At 71.5% G+C, this 14,967-nt stretch carries 13 protein-coding genes; 9 read left to right on the forward strand and 4 right to left on the reverse strand.

Annotated elements, in window-relative coordinates:
* The first annotated feature begins 115 nt into the window (after nt 1–115).
* The 3 genes from FOF48_RS28395 to FOF48_RS28405 all read left to right on the forward strand — a co-directional run bounded on the left by FOF48_RS28395 (nt 116) and on the right by FOF48_RS28405 (nt 2,491).
* Nucleotides 116–877: a hypothetical protein gene (locus FOF48_RS28395; protein WP_143906564.1), complete on the forward strand. Its 762-nt coding sequence runs from the start codon at nt 116–118 to the stop codon at nt 875–877.
* A 266-nt stretch (nt 878–1,143) separates the two neighbouring features.
* The gene (locus tag FOF48_RS28400) at nt 1,144–1,803 is read left to right on the forward strand and encodes a cytochrome b/b6 domain-containing protein (RefSeq protein ID WP_143906566.1); all 660 of its coding nucleotides are present in this window, start codon (nt 1,144–1,146) and stop codon (nt 1,801–1,803) included.
* On the forward strand, nt 1,796–2,491 hold the full coding sequence (locus FOF48_RS28405) for a molybdopterin-dependent oxidoreductase (RefSeq protein WP_143906568.1): 696 nt from the start codon (nt 1,796–1,798) through the stop codon (nt 2,489–2,491). The genes FOF48_RS28400 and FOF48_RS28405 overlap by 8 nt, the downstream gene beginning before the upstream one ends.
* 4 nt (nt 2,492–2,495) lie before the next feature.
* On the opposite strand, the gene FOF48_RS28410 is transcribed toward FOF48_RS28405, so the two are convergent.
* Together FOF48_RS28410 and FOF48_RS28415 are read right to left on the reverse strand one after the other, a co-directional pair.
* Nucleotides 2,496–2,918, reverse strand: a complete 423-nt coding sequence (locus tag FOF48_RS28410) for a hypothetical protein (protein ID WP_235685555.1) — start codon at nt 2,916–2,918, stop codon at nt 2,496–2,498.
* Between the two features lie 24 nt (nt 2,919–2,942).
* A complete protein-coding gene (locus tag FOF48_RS28415; protein ID WP_143906572.1) occupies nt 2,943–3,731 on the reverse strand; it encodes an alpha/beta fold hydrolase in 789 nt (262 codons plus the stop codon).
* 195 nt (nt 3,732–3,926) lie between these two features.
* On the opposite strand from FOF48_RS28415, the gene FOF48_RS28420 reads away from it, so the two are divergent.
* Nucleotides 3,927–4,664, forward strand: coding sequence for a site-specific DNA-methyltransferase (locus FOF48_RS28420; protein ID WP_143906574.1), 738 nt, complete (start codon nt 3,927–3,929; stop codon nt 4,662–4,664).
* 4 nt (nt 4,665–4,668) lie between these two features.
* Here the strand turns inward: FOF48_RS28420 and FOF48_RS28425 are convergent, their stop codons facing one another.
* Nucleotides 4,669–5,289 carry a hypothetical protein gene (locus FOF48_RS28425; protein ID WP_143906576.1) on the reverse strand — a complete coding sequence of 207 codons (621 nt, stop codon included), beginning with the start codon at nt 5,287–5,289 and terminating at the stop codon, nt 4,669–4,671.
* A 328-nt stretch (nt 5,290–5,617) separates the two neighbouring features.
* Between FOF48_RS28425 and FOF48_RS28430 the strand changes: the two genes are divergently transcribed.
* The 3 genes from FOF48_RS28430 to FOF48_RS28440 all read left to right on the forward strand — a co-directional run bounded on the left by FOF48_RS28430 (nt 5,618) and on the right by FOF48_RS28440 (nt 8,472).
* The gene (locus tag FOF48_RS28430; protein WP_143906578.1) at nt 5,618–6,973 is read left to right on the forward strand and encodes a sensor histidine kinase; all 1,356 of its coding nucleotides are present in this window, start codon (nt 5,618–5,620) and stop codon (nt 6,971–6,973) included.
* Complete coding sequence (locus tag FOF48_RS28435; RefSeq protein WP_235685554.1) at nt 6,970–7,923, forward strand: cyclopropane-fatty-acyl-phospholipid synthase family protein; 954 nt, start codon at nt 6,970–6,972, stop codon at nt 7,921–7,923. The genes FOF48_RS28430 and FOF48_RS28435 overlap by 4 nt, the downstream gene beginning before the upstream one ends.
* 147 nt (nt 7,924–8,070) lie before the next feature.
* Nucleotides 8,071–8,472 (forward strand): hypothetical protein, encoded by a 402-nt coding sequence (locus FOF48_RS28440; protein ID WP_186002101.1) that lies wholly within the window; start codon nt 8,071–8,073, stop codon nt 8,470–8,472.
* A 74-nt stretch (nt 8,473–8,546) separates the two neighbouring features.
* Here FOF48_RS28440 and FOF48_RS28445 read toward each other — a convergent pair whose 3' ends face one another.
* Nucleotides 8,547–9,908, reverse strand: coding sequence for an outer membrane beta-barrel protein (locus FOF48_RS28445; protein ID WP_143906580.1), 1,362 nt, complete (start codon nt 9,906–9,908; stop codon nt 8,547–8,549).
* A 283-nt stretch (nt 9,909–10,191) separates the two neighbouring features.
* On the opposite strand from FOF48_RS28445, the gene FOF48_RS28450 reads away from it, so the two are divergent.
* The gene (locus FOF48_RS28450) at nt 10,192–11,442 is read left to right on the forward strand and encodes a DNA repair exonuclease (RefSeq protein ID WP_143906582.1); all 1,251 of its coding nucleotides are present in this window, start codon (nt 10,192–10,194) and stop codon (nt 11,440–11,442) included.
* Nucleotides 11,439–14,639, forward strand: a complete 3,201-nt coding sequence (locus tag FOF48_RS28455) for an AAA family ATPase (protein ID WP_143906584.1) — start codon at nt 11,439–11,441, stop codon at nt 14,637–14,639. Before FOF48_RS28450 ends, FOF48_RS28455 begins: the two co-directional genes overlap by 4 nt.
* Nucleotides 14,640–14,967: the final 328 nt, after the last annotated feature.

Consider the following 14,967-nt stretch of genomic DNA (forward strand, 5'->3'; position numbering starts at 1 on the left):
CCTTGACGCACTCATGGCTCAGCGACCGAAGCTTGGGCAGACACACGCCTGCTGGCTGATCCAGTCGAATGACAGCTCAGTTGCCACGGCCTCATGGAAACATGAGGATGCCGCCATGAATCGTCATGGGGCGGTGTTACTGGTCCTGCTGGTCCTGATGGGTTGCGGTTCGCCGGTCTCGGAGCAGCGGGCCCTGCTCCAAGCGGGGTATGCCCAGAACCATCGCGGCGGCGATGGCTTCCGGGCCACGCGCTGGGGAATGACGCCCGACGAGGTGCGCGCGCTGCACCCGGAGGTCCAACCCACGACGCGGGGCGACCTCTTCATGCCCACCGAGCTGGCCGGACTGCAAGGCATGGTGCTCTTCGTCTTCACGGAGGGGCACCTGGGGAACGTGCTGGTGCGCTTCACGGAGACGTTCGACGTCCGCCAGGAGCACAAGGTGCTGGTGGACGCGATGGTGGCCAAGTACGGGCGGCCTCGCGGATACAGGACGCTGCTGAACAAGGAGGCGAGCCACGCCAACCGGCACAAGGTGGGGACGGACCTGTCCTGGCCACTCGCCTTCTTCACGGACACCCTCCCCCAGTCGCACCCCGGCCCCGGTGAGCCCAGCCCCAGCTACGCGGTCGCCGTTCCGCCGGACGCGGTCGCTCGCGCCGACGGCTTCGTCCGTCGCCTCCAGGCGCTCGTGACGGCCACGTGGCGCACGGACGAGACCTCCGTCTACTTGATGGGCGGCGAGGGCCTGAACGAGGGCCGCAGCGAGCGGATGCTGACCCTCCACTACGAGGGACGCGACTTCGCCCAGGTCGTCCGCGCCGACGTCTTCGAGGACATCGCTACGCGACGTCGCGCCCAGGCGGACGCGTTCTGAGGTGCGTGCGGGGAGCGCCCGCACCAACTCCTCGTTGATGGCCACCTTGCGCCCCAGCATGGCCTCTCCTGTTGCCCCGCCCCCCACCTCGCACGGGACCGCCAGGCAGGCGGCTGGCGCTCAGCTTGCCGACATGAGGGAGCGCTCAGCCCTGGGGCCCGGCCGCCATCCGTTGGACAACGGAGTCACCGCGCAGGCGTCCTCCATCGGGCAACCGTCCTCACGCCGCATGTCTCCCTTCACGCCCCGGTGCTGGGGTGCGCCGCGTGCAAGCACCCGAGCAGCGTCGTCCCCAACCGTGGCCCATCCGCCTCGCCCACTGGGCCAATGTGCCGTTGCTGGCCATCCTCGCCGCCAGCGGTTTGCAGATCCTCGCCGCGTATCCGCGCATGGGGCCTCGCGGGCACCTCTACTCGCTCTATCCCTTCCAGGGCGCCGTGCCTCCCTCCTGGCTGCGGCTGGGAGACTGGCTCGCGGGAGCGCGGCACTGGCACTTCGCGTTCGGCTGGTTCCTGGCCCTCAACGGCTGCGTGTACGTGCTCTACCTCGCGCTCAGCGGCGAGTGGCGCCGCCGCCTGTTCCTCCCCCGCCGCGATGCGCGCGACGCCGTGGCCACCCTCGCGTACTACCTGCGGATCCGCCCCGCGCCCGCGCAGCCGGGCCTCTACAACGGCCTCCAGCGGCTCGCGTACACCTCCGCCCTGGTCCTGGGCGCGCTGTCCGTCCTGTCCGGCCTCGTCCTCTACAAGCCCGTGCAGCTGCAATGGCTCACCGCGCTCTTCGGCGGCTACGACCCCGCCCGCGCCATCCACCTGCTGCTGCTCGTGCTGCTCGCCTTCTTCACCGTGGGCCACGTGGTGCTCGTCGCCCTGCACCCGCGCACCTTCGGAGAGATGGTCACCGGAGGGAGGAAGCCCGATGTCTGAGCGCATCCTCACCCGCCGCCACGTCCTCCTGGGCGCCGCCGCGCTCGGCACCAGCGCGTGTGACTCCAGCCGTCCCCGCGAGGGCTTCCTCGGCGTGATGGAGCGCTTCAACAAGCGCGTCCAGACCGGCCTCTTCAGCCCCACCCGGCTCGCCCCCGAGGAACCCGTCGCGCGCCTCACCCCGCCCGGCGACTTCCCCAAGTACTTCATCTCCGAAACCGTGCCCCTGGCCCCCGCGGACTGGCGCCTGGAGGTGGGCGGGCTCGTGTCCCGGCCGCGCACCTTCTCCGTGGAGGAGCTGCGACGGCTGCCCCGGACGGACTTCCGGATCCGCCACCACTGCGTGGAAGGCTGGACCGCGGTGGCGTCGTGGCACGGCGTGCGCATCAGCGACCTGGCCCAGGCCGTGGGCGCCGACCCGCGCGCGGGCTTCGTGGAGTTCCGCTCGTTCGACCAGGGCTACTATTCGTCATGGGATGCGCCCAGCGCGCTGCATCCGCAGACGGTGCTCGCGTACGGCATGAACGGCCAGCCGCTGACGCCCGGCCACGGCGCGCCCCTGCGCCTCTATTCGGGCGTGAAGCTGGGCTACAAGATGGTGAAGTACCTCACCACCGTGCACTTCCTCCCAGAGGCCACGGGAGGCACCTGGGAGGACCGCGGCTACGAGTGGTTCGCGGGCGTGTAGCGCGTCAGCCCTTGCTATTGCCCACGCCCGGATGGAAGGGCATGAAGCCGCGCTTGCGCAGGGAATCACGCTCCGCGAGCAGCGCCGCCAGGGCGGCCTCGCGCGACGGGTAGTGGTTCACCGCCGCGCCGTTGATGGCGCCGCTGGTGGTCACGAACATGCGCGTCATCTCGTCGCCGCCGTAGCGGAACGAGCGGTGCGTGTTTCGCTCCAGCACCTCGCGGCGCTCCTTGCCGAAGGTGCGCCCCGCGGTGTGACGCACCACCAACCCGTCCAGGTTGATGAGCAGGTCCACCCGGCCCTTGAACTTCGCGAACTGCGCCTCCACCTCGCGCTTCCAGCGATACACGTCCTCATCCGATGCCAGGATGCAGTCGGTGAAGCTCGCCGTGACCACGTCGTTCTCGGCGTCGTGGTCAAAGGACATACTCCAAGCCATCGCGCGTCCCCCTCAGGCCTGCGCGGAGCTGCCCGCGAGGAAGGCCGACACCAGCGCCGCCGTCTCCGTCGGACGCTCCACCTGGGGGTAGTGCCCCGGCCCCGGCAGGTGCGCCAGCCGCGCGCCGCGAATGAGCGCCACCACCGACTGCTTCAGGAACGAGGGCGGCAGGAACGGATCATCCGTGGCCACCACCAACGTGGCCGCCGTGATGGCGGACAGCCGGTCCGCGAAGCCGCCCGCCGTCCAGGAATCGAAGCACTGCTCGATGGCGTCCCGCGCCACCTCGCCGGAGTCCTGGAGCAGCCGCTCCAACGACTCGGGGGAGAGCTCCTTGCAGGCCAGACTCAGGATGGTCCTCTGCTTCTCCCGGTCCCCCGCGGACGTGCGGAACAGCCCGGCCGCGTCCGAAGGCAGCGGCAGGCCCGACGCGGGCACCGTGTTGAGCAGCACCAGGCCGGTGATGCGCTCGGGCGCGTCGGCCGCCACCCACTTGGCGATCTGCCCGCCCATGCTGTGGCCCACCAGCGCGAAGCGCTTCGCCCCCGCGTGGTCCGCCACGGCCATGACGTCCTTCGCGTACTGCGCCAGCGTGTACCCCGACGCCGGCCGCCCGGACTTCCCGGAGCCGCGGTGGTCCGGGACGATGAGCCGCAGCCCCGTCAGGTCCAGCTTCTCCAACATCGCGTCCCACACCGCGCCGGACACCATCCACCCGTGCACCAGCACCACGTCGCGCGAACCCTCTCCGAGCACCCGATAGTGCAGGGGTGTTCCGTCCGTCGCGTTCGTCGTGGGCATGGGGGTCCTCTTCGGGGGGAAAGAGCGAGAAGTCGTCGCTTTACGGGGAAGCGTAGCTAGCCATGACTAGGGCGCGGTCGTCCACCTGCTCGGAGGTTGCTTGAAACCTGGAAGGGCGGGCTGCCCCGTGGGGTAGGTGCCCGGAGGGAATGAAGGGTGGGAGTGGGTGGGCGCTTCCGGCAGACTCAGGGCGTCATGACGGACGCACGGAGCGGGACGGCGGGAGCGAAGCGCACGGTGTACTGCGAGGACGCGCTGGCGTGGCTGGAGGCACGGCCAGTGTTGGAGGGGTGTTCGGTGGTGGCGTCGATGCCGGACGTCTCGGAGTTCCCGTCCCTCACGCTGCCCCAGTGGAAGGAGTGGTTCGTGGGGGCGGCGGCGAAGGTGTTGTCGCGGGTGCCGGAGGACGGGGTGGCGGTGTTCTACCAGTCCGACGTGAAGAAGGACGGGGCCTGGGTGGACAAGGGCTACCTGGTATCGAAGGCGGCGGAGGCGGCCGGGTGCGAGACGCTGTGGCACAAGGTGGTGTGCCGCAGGACGCCAGGGACGGTGACGTTCGGGAGGCCGGCGTACTCGCACCTGCTGTGCTTCAGCCGGGGGCTGAGGGCGGACGCGGCGAAGTCCACGGCGGACGTCTTGCCGGAGGCCGGCGAGGTGACGTGGACGCGAGGCATGGGGCTGTCCGCGTGTCTGGTGGCGTGCCGCTTCATCCTGGAGCAGACGCGCACGCGCACGGTGGTGGACCCCTTCTGTGGGCACGGCACGGCGCTCGCGGTGGCGAACGCGCTGGGCCTGGACGCGGTGGGGGTGGAGCTGAGCCGCAAGCGGGCGCGCAAGGCGCGCAACCTCCAGGCGGCGTGGCTGGGCGGGAAGCTGGTGCTGTCCCAAGCGGGCGGCGACGACGCGGAGGACGCGCCGCCCGGCGAGGGGTGACGCCTCAGGCCGCCTGGGCGCCCGCGAGCGCCGCGTCCACGTCCTTCTCCAGCACGGAGAGGAACGCCTCGAACAGGGGCTCCTCCAGCGCGACCGCGGACTCCAGCGTCGCGCCCACCTGGGCCAGGCGCTGCTGGCAGGCGTCCTCGATGGCGCGCCGGTGGGACTGCTCCTCCACGACGACGCGGCCCAGCTCCTCGCGCACCACGGCCTGCCGCGTGGCGGCCTTGTAGAGCGGGTAGAGCACCATCGCGCGGCGCTCCACCACGGCGGTGGTGAGCAGGTAGTGCAGGTACACGTCCGTCGTCCCGGTCAGCCGCGTCGCCCACTCCGCCAGCTGGCGGTCCAGCGACTGGAACCACGTCGCCGCCGCTTCCATGCTCAGGAACTCCGTCACGTCCTCGCGGCCCGCGACCTCGCACGCCAGCCGCTTGAAGATGAACGCGTGGCGCGTCTCGTCCGCCAGGTGCCCCAGCACCTCCAGCGACGGGTGCCGGTCCGCCACCGTGCGCGAAATCTTCCGCGCGCCGATGAACTCCATCAGTGACACCGTGTGCAGCCACCGCACTTCCAACTCGGGGGACTGGGCCAGCCGCCGCAACACCGCCTGGATTCTGTCGCGCATGGGCGCCCCTCTATCGCGGCCCGCACGCATGCCCAAGCGCTGTCGCGCGGGACAGGTGGAATCACGCAGGGCCGCCCACCCCCTGGCCAGGAAGACAGGGTCGGCGGACTGGCCAACAGTCTCCACGCCCCCGGGTTTGACCGGAAGGTCGCGGTCGCTCTCTGCTTCCCCCCGGGAAGGCTGTGCCTGGCACCGGGGGGTGGAGCCGCATGCGGCCGCAGTGGGGACACATCCAGCCGTCCGCTGACGAGCGGGCTCGCACGGCCGTTTCGCGGTCCGTCTCCCACGGCGCCTCCCCTCTTCCTCTCCTCACGGCCGGGGCCACCTGATGAAGTCCCCGCCCGCGTCCGCTCCCCGCGGGGTGACGGCCTTCCGCCGCTGGGTGCATGCCCAGGACGCAAGCCGGCTCCTCGCCTCGGAGCGCGTGGGCCCCTGTCTCGGCTTCGTCCTGCGGAGCACCGCGCTCCTGGGCGTCGTCACCTGCGTCCCCCGCGTGAGCGACTTCTTCGCCGTGCCCTTCGTCCCCGCGCTCGCGTGCTTCGCGCCCTGCGCCGTCAACACGCTCGCCTTCGCGGCCGTCCACTCGCGCCGCGAACGCGTGGCCCTGTGGGGCTGGCTGTGGCGGGCGCAGTCCCTGGCCCTCCTGCACTTCTTCCTCGCGAGCCTCATGGCGCTCGCCGCGATTCCCGGGGCCATCGTCTTCGGCGTGCTGCTCCTCTGCACCACCGCCGTGCACGGCCGGCGCCACCGGGTGACGTGGCGCGAACCGTTCCTCGTCGTGGGCACGCTCGCGGCCGTGCTCTGCGCGGCGCCCCTGGCCGCCAGCACCGGACACGCGGTGCTCTTCGTCGTCGTGGGCCCCGCGGCCCTGCTCGCGGAGCTGTACCTGGGCACGCTCGCCACGCGGTACGACCGGGCCCGCGCGGACGCCGACCGCCTGCGCGCCGCCGTGCACGCGCAGCTGCTGGAGCAGCAGGAGCGCGACGTGGGCCGCCTCACCCAGGCGATGGCGGAGATCCTCGGCCACCACCAGGAGATGGACCAGGCGCTGCACCACGCGGGCACCGCCGCGGACATGATGAAGGCGTTCGGCACGCAGCGCGGCCTCGTCGCGCGCACCGGCTTCGAGGACCAGGCCCGCCAGCTCCAGGACAGCCTGCGGCAGCTCCAGGAGATGGTGAAGGAGGTGCGCGCGAAGAGCCGCCGCTTCGCCGGCGCGGAGCCGGAGGCCGTGGACCTGGGGCTCGTCCTGGACTCCGTGCAGGCCCACGTGTCGCTGCGCTTCCCGGACGTGGCCATCCACATCCACGTGGAGCCGCCGCCGCGGCCACGCGCGCTCCTTCGCGGCGGCCCCCTCATGCTGCGCCAGGTGGTGGAGAACCTGGTTGTCAACGCATGCGAGGGCAATGGCGAACAGGGCGCATCCCGGGTCTACATCCGTGCGCGCACCGAACCGCTCAGCGGACGGCTGGAGGTGGAGATCGAGGACGACGGCCCCGGCTTCCCCCCAGAGCGACTCCTCGCCCCAGCGGAGGAGCTCTACACGACCAAGCCCCAGGGCACGGGGCTGGGCCTCTACACCAGTGAATGCCTGCTGCGCGCCAGCGGTGGCCTGCTCCACCGCCACAACGGGCCGGGCGGCGGCGCCCTGCTCCGCATCCTGTTGCCCCGGGAGTACCAATGAAGCCCCTGAGCGCTCTCTCCTCGACGTCCTCCTCCACGCTCGCGCGCGCCCTGGACACGGATGACGCCAAGGCCCCCGCCATCCCGCCACACCCGACGCCCTTCGAAGTGCGCGCCCATCACGAGTCCCTGGCCGCGCGCGGACTGGAGCGCTTCGGCCCCGGTCGCCGGGTGCATTGCCACACGGGACTGGTGGACCGGCTGCCCCCGCCTGGCGCGCCCGGCCCCGAGCTGCGCGATCGCCTCCGGGCCGCACAGGAGGCGCTGCTCCAGGAGCTGGCGCGCGCCATGGGCCGCATCCCGGACGGCTGCGAGGTGCTGGACATGGGCGGCATCCTGGGCGGCGGCGCGCTGTACTGGGCCCAGGAGCACCGCGCGTCCGTGACCGCGCTCGTGACCGTGCCCGCGCAGGTGGAGCGGGTGCGCCGGTTCGCGCTCGAAGCAGGCGTGGCGGACCGCGTGCAGCCCCTGCTGTGCACGGGCGAGGCGCCCTGGGAGCGCGAGCGCTACGACGCGATCATCGCCGTGGAGAACACCTGCGCCCTTCCCCGCGCGGAGTGGCTGCGGCGGGTGCACACCCGGCTCCGGCCCGGCGGCATGCTGGCCGTGGCGGACTGTTTCTGGGTGCGTCCTAGCGCGGTGCCTCCGTCCGACGACCCCTGGCGCAAGCACCTGGGCAGCATGAGCGCGTTCCTCGCCGCCGCGCACGACGCGGGCCTGGAGCTGGAGGCGCACGACGACGTGTCCGCGAGGACGGTGGGCTTCTGGACGCTCAGCTCGGAGCTGCTGATCCACGAGCACATGGCCCGCGCCGCCCCCGACACGCGCAGCCTGCGCGCCGCGCTCAACGCGGTGCGGATGGAGTCCCGGCGCGACCACCTGTGGCTGCAGCAGGGCCTGCTGGACGGGGGCCTGGAGTACGCGCTGCTCGTCCTGCGCCGCGAGCCCTGACGGCCGCCCTCCAACAGCCTTGCGAGCAAGCCCCTCCCGGGTCGGTGGGGGGGACGGCGGGCGGGCCCCTTGGAGCCCCCCGGACGATGCCCCCGCGCCCCTCCACCCCCAGCCTTGGGTTCGTCACATCCAACGGAGGGAGTGCGAATGGCGGGTTACACGCGATGGCTGGTGATGGGGGCGGTGGCGGGCGCGATGGCCCTGACCGGGTGTCAGAGCCGGGACCGCTCGTCGGAAAGCATGGCGCCCCAGCAGGGTCAGGGCTCGGGCGGCTCCGGAAGCAGTCAGAGCACGGGGAGCTCGACGAGCTCGGGCTCCACCGGTGAGGGCATGGGCGGCTCCGGGATGATGGACGCCGGCACGGGCGGCTCCGGGATGATGGACGACGCGGGCACCGGCGGCTCCGGGATGATGGATGACGGAGGCACGGGCGGCTCCGGGATGCAGGAGCCGACGAACTCCATGGACACCTCTGGCGACACGGGCTCCAGCAACACCACGAGCCCCTCCGGCGGCCACGACACCTCTGGGAACGAGTCCACGCACTAGGCGTGGACACGACCGCGACGCCTGACACACGCGAGGCGCGGGCGGGCACTGGATGCCCCGCCCGCGCCCGCGCCTCACAGCTTCACCATCAGCGCGGCGGTGAGGCGGTTCTCCGTCTTCACCAGGTCGGGGCTCCACCCGTCCACGAGTGACCCGGGCGCGCCCTGGTTGCCACCCGGCGGCGTGACGCCTCCCGGACCGGAGAAGTACGGCACGTTGGCGGCGCGGTGGTTGAACTCCACGCGGAAGGTGAGGAACGGCTGGGGAATCACATCCGCCGCCACCTGGAAGTCCCAGGCGCGGTAGCGGTCGCCCGGGCTCGCGGTGAAGTACGGCGTGCCCGAGGCCGCGGTCGCCCCGTTGATGGGCGGCAGCAGCACCAGGTAGCGCCCGGGGTTGGTGATGGCGCCGCCGCCCACCGTCAATGCCAGACGGTCTTGGTGGAACCACATGCGGTGGTAGGCCATGAACCCCAGGAAGTATTGCGAGCCGCAATTCACGCCACCACCAAACTCACAGCCCGCGTCCAGCGTGAGGGACACCGCCGCCTTGCGGAGGAACCCGTTCGGCGTGTCGAGGTACTTCACCATCACGCTGTCATCCGTGTGCACGCGCTTGCGGCCCGGCGTCCCCAGCGTGTCCGTGCCGTAGTACTGGTTGCCCACCACCGACAGCCAGCCCGTGGGGCGCCACAGCAGCTGCCCGCCCACGCCGTAGCCCTCGTTGAAGCGGCCATACGACTGCCAGCCATTGACGAGCCACGGTTCGATCTTCAGGGTGTCGCTCACGAAAATCTGGGCGCGCACACCGTTGAAGAACCACGGCGTGTTCGACGACACGTAGGACGGCTGGTAGGTCCAGTTGTCCGCGTTGTAGTAACTCCACAAGCCGATGTAGCTCATGAAGATGCCAGCCTGCAGGTTGATGCCCTTCAGCGCGTCGAAGTGATAGCCGCCGTAGGCCTCGGAGATGTATCGGTAGGCATTGTCCAGGCTCCACTGTCCGCGCGAGGGGCTCGCGTCGTTGCGCGGCGTTGTCTGTGAATACATGCCGAACTGGGTCATCAGCCGGCCCATCACGTTCTTGTAGAGGAAGTCACCGCCGATCCCCAGCTGCGTGACCTGCACCTCGCCGTGGCGGAAGACCTCGCTGGAGCCAGCGAGGGTGTCGTCCTGGGGGCGGTTGAAGCTGTAGTGGTACGCGGTATCCAGGCGGAACTCGCCGGTGAACGGCCCATGGGACAGGGGCCTCTCGCTGGCGCCCGCGTTGCCGGGCAGCCAGGAGAAGTCCGCGAAGGCCAGCGGCGCGGGAGGCTCCCCGGAGGGGACATCGGTGGGGACATCGGCCCCCGCGTGGGCGAGCGGAGCCACGGTGAGCGCCGCGAGCACAAAGGATGGCAACGGCGACAGGAACAGCCAGGAGGTGACGGGTCTCATGGCCTGCCCCCGAGTGCAGCCGTCGTACCGGGGCGCGGCCAGCGCCGGAGTCCAAGGACCTCGGTGGGTTGGCGATCCACTCGCGTCCGAGCGTCGTGCGGAATGCAGGGACGGGAACGAGGCCTTCCCGCGAAGCGCAAGGGGCCTGCGAGGTGCCCACGCACCGGGTTTCCGCGGGTGGACTGCGCGTGCGACCCCGGGGTGTCCGGTGTGTCCACCGGTGCATCACCCTGGGGGTGGGAAAGTCGGGTGGAGGGCGGGACTCGGGTAGTTTTCCCGCACGATGCGCTTCTCCTTCGTGCACGCCGCGGATCTGCATCTGGACACGCCGTTTCGGGGAGTGGCCACGCACGGCCCGCTTCTGGAGCGCCTCCAGCAATCCACCTTCCATGCGCTCGCGCGCATCGTGGACGTGTGCCTGCGAGAGCGGGTGACGTTCCTGCTGCTGGCCGGGGACCTGTTCGACGTGAGGGACCGCTCCGTGCGGGCGCGGCTGGCCCTGCGCGCGGAGCTGTCGCGGCTGGACCGGGCGGGCATCCAGACCTTCATCGTCCACGGGAATCATGATCCGCTGAGCGGGGACACGGGGACGCTGGGGCTGCCCGCGTCGGTGAAGGTATTCGGGGCGGAGTGGGAGGACGTGGAGGTGCGGCGCGAGGGCCGGCGCCTGTGCCACGTCCAGGGCGTGTCCTATCCGGACGTCGAGGTGCGCGAGAACCTGTCCGCGAGGTTCCGCCGCACTGGCGAGCACTTCAGCGTGGGCCTGCTGCACGCGAACCTGGGGAGCGACGCGGGCCACGCGAACTACGCGCCCTGCACGGCCGCGGACCTGGCGGCGGGAGGGCTGGACTACTGGGCGCTGGGCCACGTGCATACGCGCGCGGAGCACCTGCTCCCGGGCGGCGGCGTGGCGGTGTACCCGGGCAATCCGCAGGGCCGGCACGTGCATGAGACCGGCGAGCGCGGCTGCGTGGTGGTGGACGTGGAGGACGGCGTCGCGCGCCGGCGCTTCGTGCCGGTGGACCGGGTGCGCTGGCACCGGCTGGACGTGCCCCTGTCGGGAGTGGCGTCGCTGGACATGCTCCAGGCGGTGGCCACGGAGGTGGTGGAGTCACGGTGCGCGGAGGACTTCGACGGGCACGCGGTGCGCCTCACGCTGGCCGGGCGCGGGCCGCTGCACCGCGAGCTGTCGAGGCCGGGCGCCCGCGCGCAGCTGGAGGCGGACCTGCGCGAGCGGCTGGCGCGAGCACACCCGCCGGTGTTGCTGGAGTCGCTGCGGGACGGCAGTCGGCCAGAGGTGGACCTGGAGGCGGTGCGCGCGGGGGGCGGCTTCATGGGCACGCTGTTGGACGAAGCGCAGGCGCTGGCGCAGGACGGCGAGGCGCTCGCGGCGCTGTGGGACGAAGAGGACCTGACGACGCTGGGGCAGCGACTCAAGCGGCTGGGTGTGGACGCGCTGGAGGCGCCCCGACCGGAGCTGGTGACGCAGGCGGGGCAGCGGGGCGTGGAGCAGCTCCACGAGGAGGCGTCATGAAGCCGGGGCTGCGCATCAGCCGCTTCCAAGTGGACGGCTTCGGCCACTTCCGGGGCTATTCGGGGACACCGGGGCCCGGACTGACGCTGCTGTACGGGCCCAATGAGGCAGGCAAGAGCACGCTGCTGGCCTTCCTGCGGGGCGTGCTCTTCGGCTTCGAGAAGCGAGGCCATCCGGAGCGCTACGAACCCGATGGCGCGCTCTTTGGCGGCGAGGTGTGGCTGGACACGGCGTCGGGGCCGCTGGTGGTCCACCGCCACGGAGGGAAGCGCGCATCGGAGGGCACGCTGACGGTCCGGGCGCCGGAGGGACAGCCCCTGCCGGAGACCCTGCTGGACCAGGCGCTGGCGGACGTGCCGCGCGAGCTGTTCTTCGAGGTGTTCGCCTTCCGGCTGGACGAGCTGTCCTCCTTCCAGAGGCTCGCGCAGCAGCGAGGCGTATCGGAGGCGCTGTTCGCCGCGGGCATGCAGGGCGCGCGGCGGCTGCCAGAGGCGGTGGAGCAGCTGCGCAAGGGCGCGGAGGGGCTGTACGCGCCGCGCGGGCAGAAGCCGGAGCTGAACCGGGTGATGAAGGAGTTGGAGGACGTGCAGCAGGCGCTGCGCGAGGCGGGAGATCGACCCGCGCTCTACTTCTCCACGCGCGACCGGCTTTCGGAGTGCATCGAGGAGGGCCACGCGCTGGAGGTGGCGCGCAAGGAGGTCGAGCGAGAACTGGACCACGCCTCGAGGCTGGAGTCCGCGCTGGGGGACCTGGTGGTGCTCGCGCGAGATCGGGCGGAGCTGTCCACGCTGCCAGTGCTGGACACCTTTCCGCCAGGAGCGGAGACGCGGCTCGAGGATGTACTTCAGCGGCGCAAGACGTACCGGGCGCAGCAGGCACAACTGCAGGAGCGACTGGCCCCCATCGAGGAGGCGAGGAGGCGACTCGCGGAGCCCTGGCCCGTGCGCGAGCGCGCCGAGTCCCTGCGCGCGGCGCTGGGCACGTTCTCCGGCCATTCGGAGCAATTGCGCGCGCTGCCCGCGCGCAAGGCGTCACTCACGTCGCGGCGGCGGCAGTTGGAGCAGACGCTGGGGGAGTTGGGTCTCGCGGTGGACGCGTGCGGGCTGCTCGCGCTGGACCTGGGTGCTCGGGCGAGGGGCGAGCTGGAGTCGCTTGCCGGCCGGCTGGACGCGGCGGACGCGACCCTGACGGAGGTGGAGGCGGAGCAGGCGCGCACGCGCGAGGAGCGGGCACGGCTGGAGACGGCGCTGGCGCGGACGCGAACGGAGGTGGCGACGCTGCCCGAGGCGCGTCCCGCGCAAGTGCGCCAGCGGCAGGCGGCGGTGGGGCGCATGCGCGTGGTGCGAGGGGACCTGGACCGGCTGGCGGAGCAGCGCTTGGAGCAACGCCGTCAGCTCGACAGCGGGCGAGCCCCGACGGAGACGGTACCGATGCACTCGCCGTTGCCGCTGTCGTGGGTGGTGGCGGCGGCGGGGGTGGCGCTGGGGTGCGCGGCCTTGGCGATGGGGTTGTCGGGATGGTCGATGGGAGTGCTGTGCGCGGTCGGAGGGATGTTGCTCGTGGGGCTGTTGCTGCTCGTGCGTCACCGAGTGGAGACGGACAGGAGGGCCAGCCTGGAGGTCCAGGCGGCGCGGCATCGCTGGAGGCAACAGGAGGAGGAGCGCTTCCGCGCGGCACAGGCGGCGATGTCCGCGCGTGAGGAGCTTCTTCAGCGGGAGCTCCTGCATGCGTCTGGCGCGGCGGGGCTGTCTCCGGGCGCGTCGCTGGCGGACCTGGCCGAGCATGAGTCCCTGCTGGCGGAGCTGCTGACACAGGCGGAGCGCCGCGACCTGCTCCTGCGCGAGGAGGACACGCTGCGCACGGCCTGGGACGTTGCGGTGCGAGAGGAGCAGCGCGTGGAGGAGGCCCGGCTGCGAGCGGATCAGCGGGAGGGCGTCCTGAGAGAGGAGTGGGTGGCGTTCCTGGTGGCGCGGCGGTTCCCTGAGGCGCTGTCGGCGGCGTCGGCGTTGACGCTGTGGCGCGATGCCGCGGCGCTGCGTCAACGGCTGCTGGACCTGCGCACGGACGAGGAGGAGTTCGCGGTAGCGGAGGCCGCATGTAGCGCCACGACGTCGCGGCTGTTGGCGGAGGCACGGGTGGCGGGGCTACCGCCGGGGTCGGTTGAGACTGTGGCCGCGCGGGTGTCGCTGGCACTCGAGGAAGTGCGCACGAGGGCGGCGGATCAACGGCACCTGGACGGGCAGCGCGAAGAGCTGCTGGCGGAGAAGGCGCGGTTGGAGCAGCTGGCCCTGGACGAGGAACAGACGTGGGAAGCGCTGCTCGCGGAAGGGGGCTGCCAGGATGAGGCGTCGTTCCGGCGCCGCGCGGTGCAGGCGCGCAGGTACGCGGAGCTGGGAGGCCGGGTGCGCGAGCACGGCCAGCGGGTGCAGGCACTGACAGGCCTGGAGGAGAACGCGGCGCGCGAGCAGGTGCACGCGGCGGGAGGAGAGGCGGGGTTGAAGGAGCGGCTCGCCACACTGCGCGAGCGCTACCGGGCCGAAGGAGAGCGTCACAAGGCGGTGCTCACGGAGCAGGGCAGCCTGAAGACGCAGCTGTCGCAGTGGGAGACGGACGACCGGGTGTTCCGGCTGCGCATCCAGGAGGAAACCCTGCGAGCAAGAGCGGCGGAGCTGGCGACACGCTACGCGGCGGACCGGCTGACGCTGGCGTTGCTAGGGCGGGCGCGGCGGCGGTTCGAGGAGGAGCAGCAGCCGCGGGTCATTCAGTTGGCGAGCGAGCTGTTCTCGGAGCTGACAGCGGGGCGGTACCGCCGGGTGTTCATTCCGGCGGGAGATGCGAGGGAACTCCGGGTGAGTGACGGCGCGCGCGACTGGAGCGCGGAGCAGTTGTCACGGGGCACGCGCGAGCAGCTGTTCCTGGCATTCCGACTGGCCGTCATCCGTGACTTCGGAGAGACCCGAGGCGCGCTGCCGCTCATCGCGGACGACGTGCTGGTGAACTTCGACTCGGAAAGAGCTCGAGGCGCGGTGCACCTCTTCGCCCGCCTGGCGGAGCATCACCAGGTGATCGCCTTCACCTGCCACCCGTGGCTGCGCGAGCACTTCGAAGCGGAAGGAGCCCACGTGCTGGAATTGCCCGGCGCGACGAAGCCCCCGCGCGAAGGACCCAAGCCCCTGCGGGTCGTGTCAGGAGGATAGACAGCGTTGTGACGGCCGGATCTCCTCGCCTCCGCCGAGGCGCCCGTCGCGCGAAGTTGCATGTGATTGGGGATGTACTCACCAGCGTCGACCACACTCCGCCGAGGAGCTTGCGCATCACACGATCAAACAGCACGGACATGTGCCTGTCCCGGAGTGCCGCGGCGCAAAGTCAGTGCAGCACGGCGCAAGGACGAGCGCTCACGGGCCAGCGATCCGAAGCCCGCAAAGACAAAGCCCCTGGTGCCGGAAGGCACCAGGGGCTTTCAAAAAGAATCCGGCAGCGACCTACTCTCCCACGCGGTTTCCCGCGGAGTACCATCGGCTC

It is taken from the genome of Corallococcus sp. Z5C101001, assembly GCF_007352635.1.
GTDB classification, from domain to species: domain Bacteria; phylum Myxococcota; class Myxococcia; order Myxococcales; family Myxococcaceae; genus Corallococcus; species Corallococcus silvisoli.

Excerpts from the sequence above, each read along its gene's own strand:
- FOF48_RS28455 (WP_143906584.1), top strand. The coding sequence starts at position 11,439 with ATGAAGCCGGGGCTGCGCATCAGCCGCTTCCAAGTGGACGGCTTCGGC.
- FOF48_RS28405 (WP_143906568.1), top strand. The coding sequence starts at position 1,796 with ATGTCTGAGCGCATCCTCACCCGCCGCCACGTCCTCCTGGGCGCCGCC.
- FOF48_RS28445 (WP_143906580.1), bottom strand. The coding sequence starts at position 9,908 with ATGAGACCCGTCACCTCCTGGCTGTTCCTGTCGCCGTTGCCATCCTTT.
- FOF48_RS28450 (WP_143906582.1), top strand. The coding sequence starts at position 10,192 with ATGCGCTTCTCCTTCGTGCACGCCGCGGATCTGCATCTGGACACGCCG.
- FOF48_RS28440 (WP_186002101.1), top strand. The coding sequence starts at position 8,071 with ATGGCGGGTTACACGCGATGGCTGGTGATGGGGGCGGTGGCGGGCGCG.
- FOF48_RS28395 (WP_143906564.1), top strand. The coding sequence starts at position 116 with ATGAATCGTCATGGGGCGGTGTTACTGGTCCTGCTGGTCCTGATGGGT.
- FOF48_RS28415 (WP_143906572.1), bottom strand. The coding sequence starts at position 3,731 with ATGCCCACGACGAACGCGACGGACGGAACACCCCTGCACTATCGGGTG.
- FOF48_RS28430 (WP_143906578.1), top strand. The coding sequence starts at position 5,618 with ATGAAGTCCCCGCCCGCGTCCGCTCCCCGCGGGGTGACGGCCTTCCGC.
- FOF48_RS28435 (WP_235685554.1), top strand. The coding sequence starts at position 6,970 with ATGAAGCCCCTGAGCGCTCTCTCCTCGACGTCCTCCTCCACGCTCGCG.
- FOF48_RS28410 (WP_235685555.1), bottom strand. The coding sequence starts at position 2,918 with ATGTCCTTTGACCACGACGCCGAGAACGACGTGGTCACGGCGAGCTTC.
- FOF48_RS28420 (WP_143906574.1), top strand. The coding sequence starts at position 3,927 with ATGACGGACGCACGGAGCGGGACGGCGGGAGCGAAGCGCACGGTGTAC.
- FOF48_RS28425 (WP_143906576.1), bottom strand. The coding sequence starts at position 5,289 with ATGCGCGACAGAATCCAGGCGGTGTTGCGGCGGCTGGCCCAGTCCCCC.